Origin of the sequence: Cryobacterium lactosi (assembly GCF_004403945.1) — a bacterium.
Taxonomy (GTDB): domain Bacteria; phylum Actinomycetota; class Actinomycetes; order Actinomycetales; family Microbacteriaceae; genus Cryobacterium; species Cryobacterium lactosi.
Window position 1 is genome coordinate 123,418 of sequence record NZ_SOHM01000036.1, and the last position, 17,838, is coordinate 141,255.

Consider the following 17,838-nt stretch of genomic DNA (forward strand, 5'->3'; position numbering starts at 1 on the left):
GTAAGTTACTTGACCGATCCGGCCGTCAGACCGCCCACGATGTACTTCTGCAACCAGAGGAACAGCGCCATCACGGGCAGGGCCGCGAGCACGGCACCGGCTGCGAAGACCGAGTAGTTGCTCGAGAATTCCTGCGACACGAACTGGTACAGGCCCACCGCCAGGGTCTGCTTCTCCGGGGTGATCAGCACGATGCTCGCGATCACGAACTCGTTCGTGGTGCCCACGAACGACAGCAGCCCGACCACCGCAAGGATGGGCGCGACCAGCCGCAGGATGATGGTGAAGAAGATCCGGGCGTGGCCGGCGCCGTCGAGCTTGGCAGCCTCGTCGATGGAGGCCGGGATCGTGTTGAAGAAGCCGTACATCAGGTACGTGTTCACACCGAGCGCGCCGCCGAGGTAGACCATGATCAGGCCGATCTGGGTGTCGAGGCCGATGGCCGGGAAGATGTCCGAGATGCCGTTGAGCAGCAGGAAGATCGCCACGACGGCCAACAGCTGCGGGAACATCTGCACGAGCACGAGCATCAGCAGGCCGGCGCGACGGCCGACGAAACGCATCCGGGAGAAGGAGTACGCGGCCAGGGCGCCGAGGAACACGGTGCCGGCGGAGGTGATGCCGCCGATCAGCAGGGTGTTGCCGTACCAGGCCGCGTACGGCTGCTGCGGCAGGTTGAACAGGGTGACGTAACTGCCGATGTCGATCTGGCTGAACAGGCCGTTCGCGGTGATCAGGGTTCCGCCGGGGTGCAGCGACGCCGAGAGCACGTAGAGCAGCGGAAAGGCGGAGAAGATCACCATGACGGCGCCGACCAGGTGGCGCCAGCCGGTGGCGCGGAACCAGCGGCCGAAGTTGAACGGGTGCTTCACGGGGATGTAGTCCGTACCGCTCGGGGCTGCGATAGTCGTGGTCGCCATCTCAGTTCAACTCCTCTAGTGCCTTGGTCTGTCTGAAGCTGATGATCGACACGAGCGCGACCAACACGAAGATCAGGATCGAGAACGCGCTGGCCAGCCCGTAGTCGCGGTTGGCGCCGACGAAGGCCACCTTGTAGACCATCGAGATCAGGATGTCGGTGGCCCCGACGTTCACCCCCGCCGTCACGTCACGGGGCCCGCCGTTGGTGAGCATGTAGATGAGGTTGAAGTTGTTGAAGTTGAACGCGAACGAGGCGATCAACAGCGGCGAGACCGAGACGAGCAGCAGCGGCAGCTTGATCAGCCTGAACACCTGCCAGGGTCGGGCGCCGTCCACGGTGGCGGCTTCCTGAAGCTCACCGGGGATGGACTGCAGCGCGCCGGTGCAGACCAGGAACATATAGGGGAAGCCCAGCCAGAGGTTGACGAAGATGATGCTGAACTTGGCCAGCCACTCGTTGGTGAGCCAGGGGATCTCTGCCCCGCCGAAGAGGACCTGGTTGATGAAGCCGAACTGCGGGTTGAGCATGCCGGCCCAGACCAGGGCGGAGAGGAACGCCGGGAACGCGTAGGGCAGGATCATGACGACGCGGTAGACATTGCGGCCGCGCATCCTCAGGTCGTTGAACACGATGGCCAGGAACAGGCCGAGGGCGAACGTGGTGGCCACCGAGAGGAACGCGAAGGCGAAGGTCCACAGGGTCACGCTGATCAGCGGGCCGCGGATGGAGTCGGTGCCGAAGGCCTTGGCGAAGTTGGCCAGGCCCACCTCGACCTTCCAGCCGGGCTGCAGGTCGGCGCCGTCTTCGGCGACGAACGAGCCCTGGGAGGGGTCTTCGGTGTAGACGACGCCGGTGCTGGCGTCGGTCATGGTGCCGGCGGCCTCGTCGTAGACCAGATCGGAGAGATAGAGGTAGGCCGCGGAACCGTCGGGGGTGCGGAGGCTGCCGTCATTGGGGTCGTCCGAGACGGGCACGGCCAGGGCGGCGATGGCCTCCTGGTTGTTCACGATTTCGGCGAAGTTCAGCGCAGTGTAGCCGGGCAGGCCGATGGCCTGGCCGGAGGCATCCGTTTCGGCGTTGTTGACCTCGGTCAGCGGCGAGTCCGGGTTGCCGACGCTGATCTCGCCGTCGGGGTCGGTGACCAGGAAGCTGTAGGCGCCGGCCTGCTCGAGCACGGTGAGGGCGTAGCTGGGCGAATCCGGCACCCGCTCCTGCGAGGAGAGGATCAGCGAGTTGACAGCGTCTTCTTTGTTGCTGTTGTGGCCGGTGCCGTAGTTGGTGAAGGCGATGTAACCGGAGTATCCGACGACGAAGATCTGGAAGATGAGAAGGAAGATCAGGCCGGGGGTGAGGTACTTGGCCGGCAGGCCCTTGACCCGGAAGTAGACCCAGTTGACGACGATGGTGACCAGCAGAACCAGGCTGAAGACCAGCCAGTCCTGCTTCATGAACAGCACGAACAGCGCGTAGACGCTGATCGCGTCGACGATGCCGAGCAGCAACACCTTGACCAGCAGCACCTTGATGCCGGCGGATGCGGCCTCAGCGATGCGGCTCGCCTGCCGTTCTTTCTTGGCCGCGACGATCTGGGCCCGATCGCGCTCGGTTCCGGGGGTAGTCATCATTGTCTGCTCTCTAGCGCGCCTGCCGGCGGAGTTGCGTGCGGTGCTGCGGATGGTGCGCCCGGCCCGGTGGGGCCGGGCGCACCCGTTGGTGCGAGGTGGTGCGTGTTACTGGATGGCGGCCGCGATGTCCGCGGTCATCTTCTGCCACAGCTGCACGGGGTCACCCTGGTTGCTGATGATCGCAGCCTCGGTGACGCCCCAGAACTGCCAGACCTTGCCCATCTGCGGGATGTTGGGCATCGGTACGGCGGAGGCGCCNGCCCCAGAACTGCCAGACCTTGCCCATCTGCGGGATGTTGGGCATCGGTACGGCGGAGGCGCCGACGGCACCGAATCCGGCGGTGATCGGGTCGGAGCTGGCGGCCTCGAACGCGGCGGTGAGTGCCGGCGGGCGTCCACCGACGTCATAGAGCGCGGTCTGCACGTCTTCGCTGCCGATGTAGTTCACCAGGAACTCGTTGGCGGCGATGGCGTTCTTGGTCTTCGCGCTGACCATGAAGCCCTGCACGCCCACGAAGGGCTGGGCGGGCTGTCCACCGGCCGACGGAACGGCGTCGACGGACACGTCGATGCCGGCAGCCTGGGCGTCCGGCACGTTCCACGGTCCGGTGAGCAGGAACGGCGAGGCGCCGGCGTAGAACTTCTCCTTGGCAATGTCACCGGTGAGGTTCACGCTCATCCGTCCGGCCGCGCCCTCGGCAGCGAGCCAGGTGGCGAAGGCTTCGCCGCCGGCGTTGCCGACGGTGAGGTCCTCGGGGTTGTAGCTGCCATCGGCGTTGGTGCCGAAGACCGGAGCGCCGAACGAGGTCTGGAACGGGTACAGGTGGTACGGGTCGGCCTCCGGGCCGATCTGCACGAGGTAGGGGAACTCGGTACCGGCGGCAGTGCCGGCGGCGACCATGTCGTCGAAGGTGGCCGGGGCGGCGGGTGCCAGCGCGGTGTTGCGCAGCAGCGCGATGTTCTCGATCGAGTACGGCACGCCGTAGGTCTTGCCCTCGTAGCTCATGGCGGTCACGGCGACCTGCTGGTAGTCGGCCGCGGTGTCGCCGAGCTCGACGGGCTGAACCACGCCGTTGCTCACGAAGTTGCCGAGCCAGTCGTGCGCGGCGATGGTGATGTCAGGGCCCTTGCCGGTGGGCACCTGGGCGATGAACTCTTCCTGGATCTTCGCGAAGTCCTTCTGGACCAGCTTGACCTTGACACCGGACTCCTTGGTGAAGGCCGCGGCAGCGTCCTTCAACACGGCGGCGCGGTCGGCGTCCACCCACACGGTCAGTGTGCTGGAGTCGGCATCCGATGTGGTGCCGCTCGAGTTCGAACCGGCCGAGCAGCCGGCCAGGGCCAGGGACGCGGCGACGGCTATTGCGCCGGCGGCGAGCAAGCCATTCTTTTTCACCATCATTGGTGTGCCTTTCATGATCAACATTGACAATTGTGCAAGCGGTTACATGTATACCTGCCATTTCAGCGATTGGCAACCCAGTCTGTGGTTATCGATAGTTGACGAGCGCTTCCAGCTGGCTCGGTTTGTGGAAACGCTTGCATGCAATGCGGAATGCCGTAGTCTTTTCGACATGACAGGCACAGAGTGGTGGCGTACCGCCGTTATTTATCAGATCTACCCGCGGTCGTTCGCTGACGCCAACGGCGACGGCATGGGCGACCTCGCCGGCATCCGGTCGCGCCTGCCGCAGCTGGCCGAGTTGGGGGTGGACGCCATCTGGCTGTCGCCCTTCTACAAGTCGCCGCAGCGCGACGCCGGCTACGACGTTTCCGACTACTGCGACGTCGACCCGCTGTTCGGCACCCTCGCCGACTACGACGAGATGCAGGCCGCCGCGCACGCCCTGGGCATCCGCGTGATCGTCGACATCGTGCCCAACCACTCGTCCAGCGACCACCCGTGGTTCCAGGCCGCCCTGGCCGCCGGCCCCGGCAGTGACGAGCGCGCGCACTACATCTTCCGTGACGGCCTCGGCGAGAACGGCGAGCTCCCCCCGAACAACTGGGAATCCGTGTTCGGCGGCAACGCCTGGACCCGCACGACCGACCCAGACGGCACGCCCGGCCAGTGGTACCTGCACCTCTTCGACACCACCCAGCCCGACTTCGACTGGGACAACGAGTGGGTGCGCACCGAGTTCCGTGACGTGCTCCGGTTCTGGCTGGACCGCGGCGTCGACGGTTTCCGGGTGGATGTGGCCCACGGCATGATCAAGGCCAAGGGCCTGCCGGACTACACCCCGCCCGCCGACGGCGGCAGCATGGGCGGCGCGACCACAGCGCTCGAGCCCGGCGTCGTGGCCGAGCCCGTCGCGGGCGCCCCGTACTGGGCCCAGGACGGCGTGCACGACATCTACCGCGACTGGCGGCTCGTGCTGGACGAATACGAGGGTGACCGCATCCTGGCCGCCGAAGCCTGGGTCGACCCGCTCGACCGGGTGGCTCAGTGGGTGCGTCCGGACGAGATGCACCAGGCGTTCAACTTCGCCTACCTGGAGACCCCGTGGCAGGCCGAGGCTCTGCACCGCGTGATCGACGACTCGCTGGCCGCGTTCAGCGCCGTAGGGGCGCCGAGCACCTGGGTGCTCTCCAATCACGACGTCGTGCGGCACGCGTCCAGGCTCGCGCTCACCGCCGACAACCTGCAGGGCCACGGCATCGGACCGAACACCGTCGGCCTGCCGGACACCGTGGTCGGGCTGCGTCGCGCTCGCGCCGCATCCGCCCTGATGCTCTCCCTGCCCGGCTCCAGCTACATCTACCAGGGCGAGGAACTCGGGCTGCCCGAGGTCATCCACCTGCCTGACTCGTCGCGGGAGGACCCCACCTGGTTCCGCACCAACGGTGAGCGTTACGGCCGCGACGGATGCCGCGTGCCGATCCCGTGGGAAGGCGCGTCCCCGTCGTACGGTTTCGGGCCGAGCGCGAAGAGCTGGCTGCCCCAGCCCGCCGAGTGGGCCACCCTGGCCCGCGACGCGCAGGCCGGTGTTGCGGGGTCGACCCTCGAGCTCTACACGGATGCCCTGGCGCTTCGACGCGAGAACAACCTCGGCCTCGGCTCCGTTCAGTGGCTGTCCTCGCCGAGCGAGGACGTTCTCGTCTTCCGCAACCAGGGTGTGATTGTGGTCGCCAACACCGGCGAGCAGCCCGTGGAGCTGCCGGCCGGCGATGTGCTGCTCTCCAGTGCGGAGCTGATCGGGCGCACGCTGCCCGGTGACACCACCGCCTGGTTGCGGGGCTGAGCGCGGCAGGCACACATCCAGTCGCCACCCCCGCTCGCACCTCGCTCACAGCGAGTGCCGATGCGGGGGGTGGCAGACTCTAGGTGGCCATGCGCACTCGTGGGGCCATCGTTGACAGGGGAGCGCTCGTGACCGACCAGGATCTCGAATGGCCGAGCGACCTCCATAAGATCCGCACCGAACTCACCCGGTTCATGATGTCGTACAAGTTCGCGACCGACGAGATGATGACCAAGGTCAACATTCTCAAGGAAGAGTTCAGCGCGATCCACGACTACAGCCCGATCGAGCATGTCAGTCACCGGCTCAAGTCGCCCGAGGGGATCCTCAAGAAGGCCAACCGCAAGGGTTACCCGCTCGACCTCGAGGGCATCCGGGACAACATCCAGGACATCGCGGGCATCCGCATCACCTGCAGCTTCATCTCGGACACCTACCGGGTGCTCGAAATGCTCACCAGTCAGCGCGACATCACCGTGCTGCAGGTGAAGGACTACATCACGGAGCCCAAGCCGAACGGCTACAGGAGCCTGCACCTGATCGTCGCGATCCCCGTGTTCATGTCCGACCGGGTGCAGCCGGTCACGGTCGAGGTGCAGATCCGCACAGTGGCAATGGACTTCTGGGCCAGCCTCGAGCACAAGATCTTCTACAAGTACGACGGCGCCGTGCCGTCCGCGCTCGTGGGCGAGCTCAAGCAGGCCGCCGACGTGGCCAACCAGCTCGACGTCGACATGGAGCGTCTGCACGACCAGGTCGTGTCGCTGGGGACGACGCCCGTAGACACGCCGCCTCGTCGGGCGCAGCCCGCCCAGCACGGCGCGGACGGCATGACGCCGTTCCCGCTCCCCCGCTCACTGCTCGAGGCGTTCCTGGCCAAGGCCGTCTGACCTCGTCCCGCTGGTCGAGCCTGTCGAGACCCCGCGAGAGGACCTGACCGGCGCTAGTTGGTGTTGGCGTACAGCCAGACCAGCGGGTCGGTCTTGGTGCCGGTGATGCCGCCGAGGCGGATCTCGAAGTGCAGGTGCGGGCCGGTCGACATACCCGTCGAGCCCACCTTGCCGATGACCTGGCCGACCTTGACGACGTCACCGGTCTTCAGCAGCATCGACCCGTGGATCATGTGCGCGTACACGCTGGAGACCTTCTTGCCGTCGATCATGTGATCGATGATCATGTGCACGCCCAGACTGCCTTCGCCGTCTTCGGTGAAGCTGACCACGCCGTCGGCGATCGCCTGGATGGGCGCACCGATGCCGGGGTTGAAGTCCTGGCCGCCGTGATTGACCGAGCAGCCCGCGCAGTTGCGGTAGCCGAACTGGTCGCCAACGTGCACGCCGACCGCGAACGGCCACTGGATGGTTCCGTTCGGGTTGTTGCTGAAGGTGTCTTCCATCCGGATGCCGCTGGCGGCGGCGACCTCGGCGATGGACTGCGACTGGTAGCTGTCCTGCTCGACCGTGATGGTGTCGGTGCCGTTGGCCAGGTTGATCACCTGGGCCGGCTCGGCGCCGCTGGTGGGCTTCTTGGCCTCGAGGGCCGCGGCCTGCACGTCACTCGAGGACAGCAGCGCGTCGGCGGGGATCGAGGTGGCGACGGCCATCAGGGCGACGAAGGACATGGCGATGATCGACCCGCCCTTGGTGGCCAGCATGCGCATGCGGTGGTGGCCGGAGCGAGTCGAGGCTGCGGCGCGCTTGGGGGCGGACGGCAGGGCTCGGGCGCGCGGCACGAAGTCCGGCAGGGTGCGCTCGGGCTCGCTCGGCTCTGTGCGGGCCTCTGACGCCGCGGCGGGTGCGACGGCTGGCGTGGTGTCGTCGATCGCCGACTCGGCGCGCAGCTGGGCACGCAGGGCCGCGCGGGACGGCAGCACGATGGTCGTGGTGGTCGTGTTCGGGGAAACGTCGCTCGGGATCTGCTCGTAGGCCGGCTCGGCGGGCAGGGCCAGGTCGCGTTCCTTGAGGACGACGGCCTCGAGGTGAGGTTCGGCCAGCTCGGCGCCGACCAGGCGGCGCGCCTCGGCTGACAGCCGGACGGCGGGCTCGGCGTCAACGGGCGCGGTGTCAACGAGCGCCGTGTCAACGAGCTGGGCGTCGACCAGCTGAGTGGCGACCGACTCGGCGTCCACGTGGGCGACGGCAACAAAGTCGGTGTTTTCGGCGTTGGCGGCCTCGGCGACCGGGGCCGGTTCGGTGCGGGACGCGGCGCGGCGCTCGAGTTCGCGCTGTTCGCGACGCGTCAGCGTGCGCTCCGGTGCGACGGCCGCGCGGTCAGTTCCGGTCGTTCCGTGCCGGCCGGCGTTGCTTTGTGAGGGGTCACTGGGGTCGACTGCAGAGGCATCCGACAACGGGGTGTGACGTGACAAAGGACGGGTACTTTCGGCGCGATTGAGTGAATGAGAGGCTCGTAATCTGGCCTGGGCCAAAGTAACGAATGGATAAAGGCTAGCTTGCGAGGGGCGAAATCACCATTTGATGTCGCCGAATCACACCCGAAAACGGGGTAGACCCCACCCTGTGGAGGATGCGCGGGAGGGGTCAGGCGTGATAGCAATTCCGGCGTTTGCCCTGCCGTCCTGCGGCAAGGGCGGCCGCACCGGCACCCAGAATCTCAAATGTCGTCGTCCGCCATAAATTCTTCGAAAAGATTCGCCAGTAGCGGCTCGGCCAGGTCGTAGAGATCAGGCGAGGCCGCAATGAGAAGGCTGAGGCCTTCACGATCGTCACCGAATGCGCCCACCCTGGCTCCGGCCTCCGCCGCGACCAGGGCGCCGGCAGCGTGGTCCCAGGGGTTCAGTCCGCGTTCGTAATAGAGGTCGAGCCGGCCGGCGGCGACCGAGCACAGGTCAAGCGAGGCCGCGCCCATCCGGCGCACGTCCCGCACGCGGTGGATCAGGCCGTGCAGCACGTTCGCCTGGCGGGTGCGCCGCACCGAGTCGTAGGAGAATCCGGTGCCGAACAGGGCCAGGGACAGCGGCACCCCGCCGGCAACCCTCAGGGTCCGGCCGTTCAGGTGCGCCCCGCCGCCGGCACTGGCCGAGAAGAGCTCGTCGATGGCCGGGTTGCGCACGGCGCCCGCGAGGGCCGTCCAGCTGGCCGGGTCGGGGTCGCCTTCCACCACGGCGATGCTGACGCCATAGAACGGGATGCCGTAGAGGTAGTTGACGGTGCCGTCGATGGGGTCGACCACCCAGGTGAGGCCCGAGGTGCCGGCGGTGGCGGTGGACTCCTCGCCGTAGAAGCCGTCGTTAGGCCGCGCATCCGCCAACAGGCCCCGGATCAGCGCCTCGGTCTCCCGGTCCGCGAGGGTCACCACGTCCTCGGGGGACGACTTCGAGGCCGCGATCTGAACGCCTTCGGCTCGCCGGCGCCGGGCCAGTTCCCCGGCCACCATGGCGGTCTCCTGGGCGAGGGCGAGCAATTCGGTCGTGGTGGGGGTCATCCGCCCACGGTACGCCAGAGCGCGCCCCAACGACAGGAGCGGAGGGTGACCGGCCGGTTAACGCACAAACGCGCCGGATCTCCGACGCGTTGTGATGGTGCTGGTGACGCTGTGCTGGTGACGCTGGTCTTGCCCCATTCTTGCTGTGGCGAGTGCGAGATTCGAACTCACGAAGGCTACGCCGTCTGATTTACAGTCAGATCCCTTTGGCCGCTTGGGTAACTCGCCAGTGCATACCCGGCCATATGTAGCCACGTGACCGGAGACGCTCAGACAGAATACAAGCCGAAGGGCCCAAGTGCGAAATCAGCCGCGGCAACCGGCCCGCAAACCGGTGGATATGATCACTTCACACCCCTTCTTGCACGCCGTTAAGGAACCCCATGGTCGGCATCGACGAGGTCGCCCGCCGTGCGGGCGTCTCCACCGCGACGGTTTCGCGCGCCCTGAGCGGCAACGGCCATGTCTCGCCCACCACCCGGCTCAAGGTCAAGGCCGCCGCGCTCGAGCTGGGCTACGTGGTCTCCTCGAACGCGTCCAGCTTGGCGTCGGGCCGGATGAAGAACATCGGTGTCGTGGTGCCGTTCCTGAACCGCTGGTTCTTCTCCAGCGTCGTCGAGGGCGCCCAGAAGGCCTTGCTGCACAACGGGTACGACCTCACCCTCTACAACCTCACCGGCGGCGGCGATGAGCGTCGCAGCGTCTTCGAGCACTTCCTGCTGCGCCAGCGGGTGGATGCCGTGATCGCGATCTCCCTGGAGCTGACCGAGAGCGAAGTGGCCAGGCTGCACGCCCTGGGCAAACCGCTGGTCGGCGTGGGCGGCCCGATCACGGGCGTACGCACCCTCACCATCGACGACGGGGCAGTGGCCAGGCTCGCGACCGAGCACCTGCTGGCCCTCGGCCACACCCGGATCGCCCACATCGGCGGCAACAAGGACTTCGACCTCGACTTTCACCTGCCCACCAACCGGCGCTTCGGCTACGAAGCCGCACTGGAGGCGGCCGGCATCGGGGTGGCCCCCGAGCTGTTCCAGCCGGCCGACTTCACCATCCGCGGCGGTTACCAGGCCGCGAAGCAGCTGCTGGGCAGCCCGCACGACCGGCCCACGGCGATCTTCGCAGCGTCTGATGAGATGGCCATCGGCAGCATCCTGGCCGCCCGCGACCTGGGCCTGGTCGTGCCACGGGACGTCTCGGTGATCGGCATCGACGACCACGAGCTGGCCGACTTCTTCGGCCTGAGCACCATCGCCCAGTTCCCGCAGGGCCAGGGCGCCAAGGCCGTGGAGATCCTGATGGACCAGCTGCATCCTGGCCAGCACGACCAGGCGGCACTGAACACCCCGATGCCGTTCGAGCTCATCGTTCGTTCCAGTACGGCGCGCCCCGGCGACTGATCGACCGGCCGATGGGCGGCATCCTGCCCTTCTCGGTAACATGGCTCTCATGGCAGATTCTACGTTCGACATCGTCAGCAAGGTCGACCCCATGGAGGTCGACAACGCGCTCAACCAGGCTCATAAAGAGGTGGCGCAGCGCTACGACTTCAAGAACGTCGGCGCATCCATCGAGATGAGCGGCGAGAAGGTGCTCATGAAGGCCAACACCGAGGAGCGCGTCAAGGCGATCCTCGAGGTGTTCGAGTCGAAGCTGATCAAGCGCGGTATCTCGCTGCGCAGCCTCGACACCGGTGAGCCGTACGCCTCCGGCAAGGAGTACCGCATCGAAGCCAGCATGAAGGCCGGCATCGACCAGGAGAACGCGAAGAAGATCAACAAGATCATCCGCGACGAGGGCCCCAAGGGTGTCAAGAGCCAGATCCAGGGCGACGAACTCCGGGTCTCCTCCAAGAGCCGCGACGACCTGCAGTCCACCATGGCCCTGCTCAAGGGCAAGGACCTAGACGTAGCCCTCCAGTTCGTAAACTTCCGCTGATCCACATCGCGAACTGTGAGCTAAGCCCCTAAAACTCGCGTTTTTCGGGGCTTTTCTCACAGTTCGCGGATGGTTCAGGGCGCGTAGGCGCGGAGCCAGCGGGTGAGGGCGGCGTACGCGGCGCGGCGCGGGGCCTCGGCGGAGAGGATGACGTCGTGCAGGGCGCCCTCGATGCGGGCCACCGTGACGGTGGAGCCCAGCCGCACGGAGGCGCGGGCTATGTCGTCCACCACCAGCACACTGTCGGTGTGCCGCATCTGATCGTTCCACCGCGGCAGGATCGTCGAGCGAGCCGAGAGCATCGTGAGGATCGGCACCTCGATGCCCAGCCCCGCCGCCACGGCGGCATGGCCCTCGAGCACGGCGTTCAGCCAGGCCCGGTGCGCCGGAAAACCGCGGGCCGGCCGCCAACGCGACTCGTAGGACCACTCACCGTCCAGTTCAGCCGAAACCGACCGGGTGTAGAAACCGAGGTCCACCTGGGGCAGGGTGCCCAGCGGCTGCACGCGGGCCCCCAGCTGCACCAGTGGCGTGATGAAGGCCCGTCCCACCCCGCCGGTCTGGAACTCCAGCCACGGACTGTTCAGCACCAGGGCGCTAGCCCGGCCGGGGTGCCTGGCAGCCCACAGGCTCAGGGTGAGGCCGCCGGTGGAGTGCCCCATCAGCAGCAGGCGGCGTCGGGAGGGCCGTTCGTCGTTCTCGCCGTGGCCCATCGCCGCCAGGGCCGCTTCGATGTCCGCGTCGTAGGTCGCCAGGTCGGCCACGTAGCCCGGGGTCTGGTGGTCGCGCAGGCTGCGCCCGTACTTCCTCAGGTCGAGGGCGTGGAAGCGGGCGCCCACACCGTGCCAGTACTCGGCGAGGGCGGTCTGGAAGAAGTAGTCCGACCATCCGTGCACATAGAGCACATCGACGCCGTGCGCCGGGGCGAACGGCGACACCAGATTGCCGAGCGACGGCCGGTAGCGCACCAGCGTGGCGACGACATCGCCCTCGCCGTCACTGCCCAGCGGCAGCGTGAGCGCCTCGTAGCCGTTCCCGAGGACATCCGCCTGCCACCCCAGTTCCCCCATGCCCCCACCCTAGGCCGCGAACTGTGAGGTAAGCCCCGAAAGTCCGGGATTTTCGGGGCTTAACTCACGGTTCGCCGAGGGGTTTTACAGTTCGGCGGGGACCTGCGCGCGGGAAACCTCGACCATGTCCTGGCGAGGGACGACCTTGACGCGCACCCGGCCCTGCTCGGCGCCGAGGGCGAGCTCGTGCTGGTCGAGCCGGTGCCAGCCGTCGAGGTTGGTGTAGGCCACGCCTCGCCCGTCGAGCAGCTCGATGACGCTCTCCTCCGCGGGCGACTCCGGGCGCCACCAGTTGCCCACGTCGTTGATCAGGTGCCGCACGGTCTCCATCGCGTCGGACTTGGTGTGCCCGATCAAGCCCACCGGTCCGCGCTTGATCCAACCTGTGGCGTAGACGCCGTACATCTGCTGGCCGGCGGTGCTGGATTCGAAGCCGGGCTCGCCCTTCCAGAGCACCTGGCCCTCACGGTTGGGGATCACGCCGCGCTTCTTGTCGAATGGGATGCCCGGCAGCGAGGAGCCGTAATAGCCGACGGCCCGGTAGATGGCCTGGATCGGCAGCTCACGGATCTCGCCGGTGCCGACAACGCCGCCGTGGCCATCCGGTGCGGTGCGTTCGTACTTGAAGCCGCCGACGTGGCCGTTGCCGTCGTCGGTGACCTCCACCGGGCGGGCGAAGAAGTGCAGGTGCAGCCGGCGGGATGCGTTGCCGGTCTCGCGCTTTCGCCACTGGTTCAGGACCTTGTCGATCACGAAGACCTGCTTGTTGCTGGCCACCGCCGCTCGCGCCGCGTCGTCGTAGTCGAAGTCCTCGTCGTAGACGATGATGTCCACGTCGTTCAGCTCGCCGAGTTCGCGCAGCTCCAGCGGGGTGAACTTCACCGACGTGGGGCCGCGGCGGCCGAACACGTGCACATCCGTCACCGGGGAGGCCTTGAGGCCCGCGTAGACGTTGGCGGGGATCTCGGTGGGCAGCAGGTCGTCGGCGTGCTTGGCGAGCATGCGGGAGACGTCGAGGGCGACGTTGCCGTTGCCGATCACGGCGACGGACTTGGCCTCGAGCGGCCAGGTGCGCGGCACGTCGGGGTGGCCGTCGAACCAGCTCACGAAGCGGGCGGCGCCGTAGGAGCCCTCCAATTCGATGCCGGGGATGGCCAGGTCGGCGTCGTGCACGGCGCCGGTGGCGAAGATGACCGCGTTGTAGTGCTTCTTCAGGTCGTCCAGGGTGATGTCGGTGCCGTAGCGCACGTTGCCGAACAGGCGGATGTCGCCGCGGTCGAGAACGTCGCGGAGCGCGTTGATGATGCCCTTGATGCGCGGGTGGTCCGGGGCCACTCCGTAGCGCACCAGTCCGTACGGGGCCGGCAGGTGGTCGAACAGGTCGATCGAGACGTCGAAGTTCCGCTCCGCCTTGAGGAGGATGTCTGCGGCGTAGATGCCGGCGGGGCCGGCACCGACGATGGCCAATCGCAACTTGGTCATGGAAGCCTTTCTAGCTGGATCGCTCGACGATGGTCTCGGCGAAACGGGTGAGCGCCTTCTTCACCGAGCCGTTGGGCAACGGGGCGAGGGCGGCAACGGCATCGCGGGCCCATCCGTGGGCCTCCGCGAGAGTCTGGGCGGTCACGTCGTGCTCGCGGAGCGCGGTGATCGCGGCGTCGGCGGCCTCGGTGGCGACGCCCTGGCTCTTCATCACATCGGCCTCGAGACGGCCGACCAGCGACGCGGCGCGCGCATCCGTTGCGGCCCGCTCACGCAAGCGCAGCATCGGCAGGGTCGCGACACCGGCGCGAAGGTCGGTGCCGGGCACCTTGCCGGTCTCCTCGGGCTGCGGCGAGAGGTCGAGCACGTCGTCAATGAGCTGGAAGGCGACGCCGATCCGCTCGCCGAAGAGCACAACGGGTTCCTCGAACTCCTCCGGCGCGTTGGAGAAGATGATGCCGGCCTGCGCGGCAGCGGCGATCAGGGAGCCGGTCTTGTCGGCGAGCACCTGGATGTAGTGCTCGACCGGGTCTTCGCCGTCCTTGGGGCCGACGGTCTCGTGCAGCTGCCCGAGCACCAGGCGTTCGAAGGTGTCGCCCTGCAGACGCACGGCGCGTTCGCCGAGCCGGCCCATCAGCTGGTTGGCACGGGAGAAGAGCAGGTCACCGGCCAGGATGGCGATGGAGTTTCCCCAGACCACCTGCGCGCTGGGCACGCCGCGGCGCTTCTCGGCGTCGTCCATGACGTCGTCGTGGTACAGCGAGGCGAGGTGGGTGATCTCGATGGCGGCGGCGGCCCGGATGACGTCGGGGACAGTGCCGTCGCCCAGGTGCGAGGTAAGCAGCGCGAGCATCGGACGCACCCGCTTGCCCCCTGCGTCGAGCAGGTACCGGCTGGTGACAGCGGCGATCTCGTCGGCGAAGACGAGTTCGCCCAGCAGGGTCGTCTTCACCTCTTCCAGGCCGTTGTCGATGCTGGCGGCCAGGCCGCGGTCGGCGGGGGTGGAGAAGATTCGATCGCTCAGGCCCAGCTGCGACGTTACCGACGGGCTACGGCGGGCCACGGGGGCGGTCAATTTCACTCTGTCAGCCTAACGATCGGATCTGGGAGTTTCAGGAAGTTGGAGCGGGGGCGTCGGCGGTCTTGATTCCGCGGTGCAGAGCCACGATACCGAGACTGAGGTTGCGATACGCCACGGCATCGTATCCGGCGTCGCGCAGCCAGGCACTGAGCGTGGGCTGGTTCGGCCAGGCGGCGATGGACTCGCCGAGGTAGTCGTAGGCCTCGGCGTTGGAGGAGGCCAGCTTCACGATGCGCGGCATCACGTGGTTGAGGTAGGCGAAGTAACCCACCCGGATGGGTGTGAGCGGCGGGGTGGAGAACTCGCAGATGACCACGCGGCCGCCGGGCTTGGTCACCCGGTAGAACTCGGCGATGGCCTTCTTGGGCTCCACAACGTTGCGCAGGCCGAAGGAGATGGTGACGGCGTCGAACTCGCCGTCTTTGAACGGCAGCTTGGTGGCATCCGCCTGCACGAACTCGACGTTCGGGTTGCCTGCGTGGCGCTCCCGGCCCACCTTGATCATGCCCTCGGAGAAATCGGCGGCCACGACGTGCGCGCCGGTGTGCGCAAGGGCGACGCTGGACGTGCCGGTGCCGGCCGCGATGTCGAGGATCCGCTCGCCGTTCTGCGGGTGGACGGCCCTGGTGGTGGCAACGCGCCACAGCGCGGCGTTGCCCACCGAGAGCAACGCGTTGGTGCGGTCGTAGTGCGTCGAGACCAGATCGAACATGGCTGCGACCTGTGCTGGCTGCTTATTTAGATCTGCTCTACTCACCGGTCCAGTCTAGATTGCGGGGCGCGGCCCGGGTATCCGCGGGTGCGGGCGTAGGGTAGACGAGTGAATGCGCCTGCTCTAACGGTTGAAACCTCCCCGATTGCCGACATTCGCCAACTGGTGCTGCTGCTCGACGAGCGTGCGCCGCTGCTCTGGATGCGCCGCAACCAGGGCCTCGCCGGCATCGGCACGGCGCTCCGCCTCGAATTCTCCGGGCCCACCCGCATGACGGATGCCGCCGCCGCGTGGCGCGACGTCGTCGCGGCCGCCACGGTGACCGACCCGCTCACCCGCACGGGCACCGGACTGCTGGCGTTCGGCACCTTCGCCTTCGACGACTCGTCGAGCCAGACCAGCGTGCTGATCGTGCCCGAGGTGATCGTGGGCCGCGAGGACGGCCAGTGCTGGGTCACCCGCATCTGGCCCACCGGCCAGGCGGCACCGGAGATTCCGCTGGCGCTGCATCCGCTCGGCGACGAGTACCGTATCTCGCTGTTGCCCGGCGCCCTGCAGCCGGCCGGCTACCGGGAGGCCGTCGCCGCGGCGGTGGAGCACATCGGCGCCCAGGACCTGAGCAAGGTGGTGCTCGCACGCGACCTGGTCGGCCGGCTGCCCGCCGAATCAGACCTGCGGCGGCTGCTGACGGAACTGGCGCTGGGCTACCCGGACTGCTGGACCTACGCCGTCGACGGCCTCATCGGCTCCAGCCCGGAGACCCTGATCCGGGCCGACCACAACGAGGTCAACGCGCGGGTGCTCGCCGGCACCATCTCCCGCGGGGCGGATGCCGCGGCCGACCTCGAGGCCGCCCTCGCGCTGGCCACCTCGAGCAAGGACGGCGACGAACACGAATTCGCCGTGCAAAGTGTGCTCGCCGCGCTCCGCCCGCACACTTCGGTGCTCACCACGAGCGAGATCCCGTTCACGGTGAAGCTGCCCAACCTCTGGCACCTGGCCACCGACGTCGAGGGCACCCTGAGCGACGGGTCCACCTCGCTGGACCTGATTGCGGCGATGCACCCGACCGCGGCCGTCGCCGGCACCCCCACCCAGGACGCGCTCGCGCTCATCCGCGAACTGGAGCCGTTCGACCGCGGCCGGTACGCCGGCCCGGTGGGCTGGGTTGGCGCCGACGGCGACGGCGAGTGGGCCATCGCGCTGCGCTGCGCCCAGGTCACCCCGGCCGGTGACGTCACGGCGTACGCCGGCTGCGGCATCGTGCTGGACTCCGACCCCGACCGCGAGCTGGCCGAGACGAAGATGAAGTTCCGCCCCATCGTCGAGGCGTTCAGCTAGGTCGTTCGCGCGGCCCGGACGCGAGCTGGACCGGTGCAGCACGCCTATGCTGGCGGGTTGCCGGCGGGCGGTATGAGGTTGATCGCCACCATGATGATCATGCCGATGTTGAACACCACCGCCCAGAGCGAGAGGTTCAGGCCGAGCCGCCCGAAGTTGCGCCGGTTGGAGTGCTCCTTGGCGAGCACGCTCAGGATCACCCCGCCCACGCCGACTACCAGGCCGATAACCGGCAGCCAGCCAAGCAGGAACGCCGCGATACTCACCACCAGTGCCCACACGCCCAGCGCATCCGCTCTGGATCTGCCACTCGGCTTTGGCGCGGCCGCTTCGGCGGGAGAACGGCGTCCCGAGGCGGCGGCGCCGGCTGCCACCGGAGGCTTCCAGGGTGAGTTAGTGCTCATACGGCACAGTAGCGGTTGGGCTACACCAGCAGGTTGTTGGCCTGGGTCACGATCGAGATGATCACGATCACGTCGACCACGATGTTGGCCAGCACGGCCATGATCGAGAGGATCAGGGCGGTCAGGCCAAGCTCGGGGCGGTTGGAGCGCCGCTTGGCCAGCAGGCCGAGGATCACGCCGACGGTGCCGAGGATCAGGCCGAGCACCGGCAGCCAGCCGCCGAGGAAGGCGACGACGCCGACGATCATCGCCGACACGGCGAGCTTGTCGGCTGGCACGCGCACCGGGCCGGGGCTGGCCGGGTTTGACCGGGCGGAAGAGGACTTGCCGCTCATGCTGCACTCCTGTGGGCCTGTCCGGCACGTCTTGACGGAACAACGCAACGGTACCAAACCCGCCGTGGCGGCGCGCCGCGCCCTGGCCCGCCCGGGCGCCGCGAGGTGACTGTGCCCGGTCCGGACGAATGGTCCCGGTACGCGGTATTTGTCAACCTGTTTGAGACAGGTTGGGTTTGGGTTTCTTGCGGGGGTCGTTGATGCAGGCCCGGCCCGGTAGGGCCGGGGGCTTGGGTTGCCTG

Annotated in this window: 16 protein-coding genes and 1 tRNA gene; 5 read left to right on the forward strand and 12 right to left on the reverse strand. The window is 67.7% G+C overall.

What is annotated here, in order from left to right; translation table 11 throughout:
- Positions 1-5 precede the first annotated feature (5 nt).
- The 3 genes from E3T61_RS18230 to E3T61_RS18240 form a co-directional block, all read right to left on the reverse strand.
- Positions 6-920 carry a sugar ABC transporter permease gene (locus E3T61_RS18230; protein ID WP_134642266.1) on the reverse strand — a complete coding sequence of 305 codons (915 nt, stop codon included), beginning with the start codon at positions 918-920 and terminating at the stop codon, positions 6-8.
- A 1-nt stretch (position 921) separates the two neighbouring features.
- Positions 922-2,547, reverse strand: a complete 1,626-nt coding sequence (locus E3T61_RS18235; protein ID WP_134642267.1) for an ABC transporter permease subunit — start codon at positions 2,545-2,547, stop codon at positions 922-924.
- Between the two features lie 160 nt (positions 2,548-2,707).
- On the reverse strand, positions 2,708-3,973 hold the full coding sequence (locus E3T61_RS18240) for a sugar ABC transporter substrate-binding protein (protein ID WP_478213454.1): 1,266 nt from the start codon (positions 3,971-3,973) through the stop codon (positions 2,708-2,710).
- Between the two features lie 148 nt (positions 3,974-4,121).
- Between E3T61_RS18240 and E3T61_RS18245 the strand changes: the two genes are divergently transcribed.
- Together E3T61_RS18245 and E3T61_RS18250 are read left to right on the forward strand one after the other, a co-directional pair.
- On the forward strand, positions 4,122-5,792 hold the full coding sequence (locus E3T61_RS18245) for a glycoside hydrolase family 13 protein (RefSeq protein WP_134642269.1): 1,671 nt from the start codon (positions 4,122-4,124) through the stop codon (positions 5,790-5,792).
- 128 nt (positions 5,793-5,920) lie between these two features.
- Complete coding sequence (locus tag E3T61_RS18250; RefSeq protein ID WP_241992666.1) at positions 5,921-6,682, forward strand: GTP pyrophosphokinase; 762 nt, start codon at positions 5,921-5,923, stop codon at positions 6,680-6,682.
- A 53-nt stretch (positions 6,683-6,735) separates the two neighbouring features.
- Here E3T61_RS18250 and E3T61_RS22555 read toward each other — a convergent pair whose 3' ends face one another.
- The 3 genes from E3T61_RS22555 to E3T61_RS18265 all read right to left on the reverse strand — a co-directional run bounded on the left by E3T61_RS22555 (position 6,736) and on the right by E3T61_RS18265 (position 9,461).
- Positions 6,736-8,157 (reverse strand): M23 family metallopeptidase, encoded by a 1,422-nt coding sequence (locus E3T61_RS22555; RefSeq protein WP_134642271.1) that lies wholly within the window; start codon positions 8,155-8,157, stop codon positions 6,736-6,738.
- Between the two features lie 245 nt (positions 8,158-8,402).
- Positions 8,403-9,233, reverse strand: a complete 831-nt coding sequence (locus E3T61_RS18260) for an inositol monophosphatase family protein (protein WP_134642272.1) — start codon at positions 9,231-9,233, stop codon at positions 8,403-8,405.
- A 146-nt stretch (positions 9,234-9,379) separates the two neighbouring features.
- Positions 9,380-9,461, reverse strand: a tRNA-Tyr gene (locus E3T61_RS18265).
- 155 nt (positions 9,462-9,616) lie between these two features.
- Here E3T61_RS18265 and E3T61_RS18270 point away from each other — a divergent pair.
- Both E3T61_RS18270 and E3T61_RS18275 read left to right on the forward strand, forming a co-directional pair.
- Entirely contained in the window at positions 9,617-10,633 is a 1,017-nt protein-coding gene (locus tag E3T61_RS18270) for a LacI family DNA-binding transcriptional regulator (RefSeq protein ID WP_134642273.1), read from the forward strand.
- Between the two features lie 49 nt (positions 10,634-10,682).
- Positions 10,683-11,171: a YajQ family cyclic di-GMP-binding protein gene (locus tag E3T61_RS18275; RefSeq protein ID WP_130177019.1), complete on the forward strand. Its 489-nt coding sequence runs from the start codon at positions 10,683-10,685 to the stop codon at positions 11,169-11,171.
- Between the two features lie 74 nt (positions 11,172-11,245).
- On the opposite strand, the gene E3T61_RS18280 is transcribed toward E3T61_RS18275, so the two are convergent.
- From E3T61_RS18280 to E3T61_RS18295, 4 genes are all read right to left on the reverse strand, one after another.
- The gene (locus tag E3T61_RS18280; protein WP_134642274.1) at positions 11,246-12,241 is read right to left on the reverse strand and encodes an alpha/beta hydrolase; all 996 of its coding nucleotides are present in this window, start codon (positions 12,239-12,241) and stop codon (positions 11,246-11,248) included.
- A gap of 84 nt (positions 12,242-12,325) precedes the next feature.
- Entirely contained in the window at positions 12,326-13,723 is a 1,398-nt protein-coding gene (locus E3T61_RS18285) for an FAD-dependent oxidoreductase (protein WP_134642275.1), read from the reverse strand.
- A 10-nt stretch (positions 13,724-13,733) separates the two neighbouring features.
- Positions 13,734-14,804, reverse strand: a complete 1,071-nt coding sequence (locus E3T61_RS18290; RefSeq protein ID WP_134642276.1) for a polyprenyl synthetase family protein — start codon at positions 14,802-14,804, stop codon at positions 13,734-13,736.
- A 31-nt stretch (positions 14,805-14,835) separates the two neighbouring features.
- A complete protein-coding gene (locus E3T61_RS18295; protein ID WP_241992667.1) occupies positions 14,836-15,561 on the reverse strand; it encodes a class I SAM-dependent methyltransferase in 726 nt (241 codons plus the stop codon).
- Positions 15,562-15,624: 63 nt separating this feature from the next.
- On the opposite strand from E3T61_RS18295, the gene E3T61_RS18300 reads away from it, so the two are divergent.
- Positions 15,625-16,857, forward strand: a complete 1,233-nt coding sequence (locus E3T61_RS18300; protein WP_241992668.1) for an isochorismate synthase — start codon at positions 15,625-15,627, stop codon at positions 16,855-16,857.
- A 44-nt stretch (positions 16,858-16,901) separates the two neighbouring features.
- Here E3T61_RS18300 and E3T61_RS18305 read toward each other — a convergent pair whose 3' ends face one another.
- Positions 16,902-17,261 (reverse strand): hypothetical protein, encoded by a 360-nt coding sequence (locus tag E3T61_RS18305; protein WP_166793302.1) that lies wholly within the window; start codon positions 17,259-17,261, stop codon positions 16,902-16,904.
- A 20-nt stretch (positions 17,262-17,281) separates the two neighbouring features.
- Positions 17,282-17,596: a hypothetical protein gene (locus E3T61_RS18310; protein WP_134642278.1), complete on the reverse strand. Its 315-nt coding sequence runs from the start codon at positions 17,594-17,596 to the stop codon at positions 17,282-17,284.
- Between the last annotated feature and the right edge of the window lie 242 nt (positions 17,597-17,838).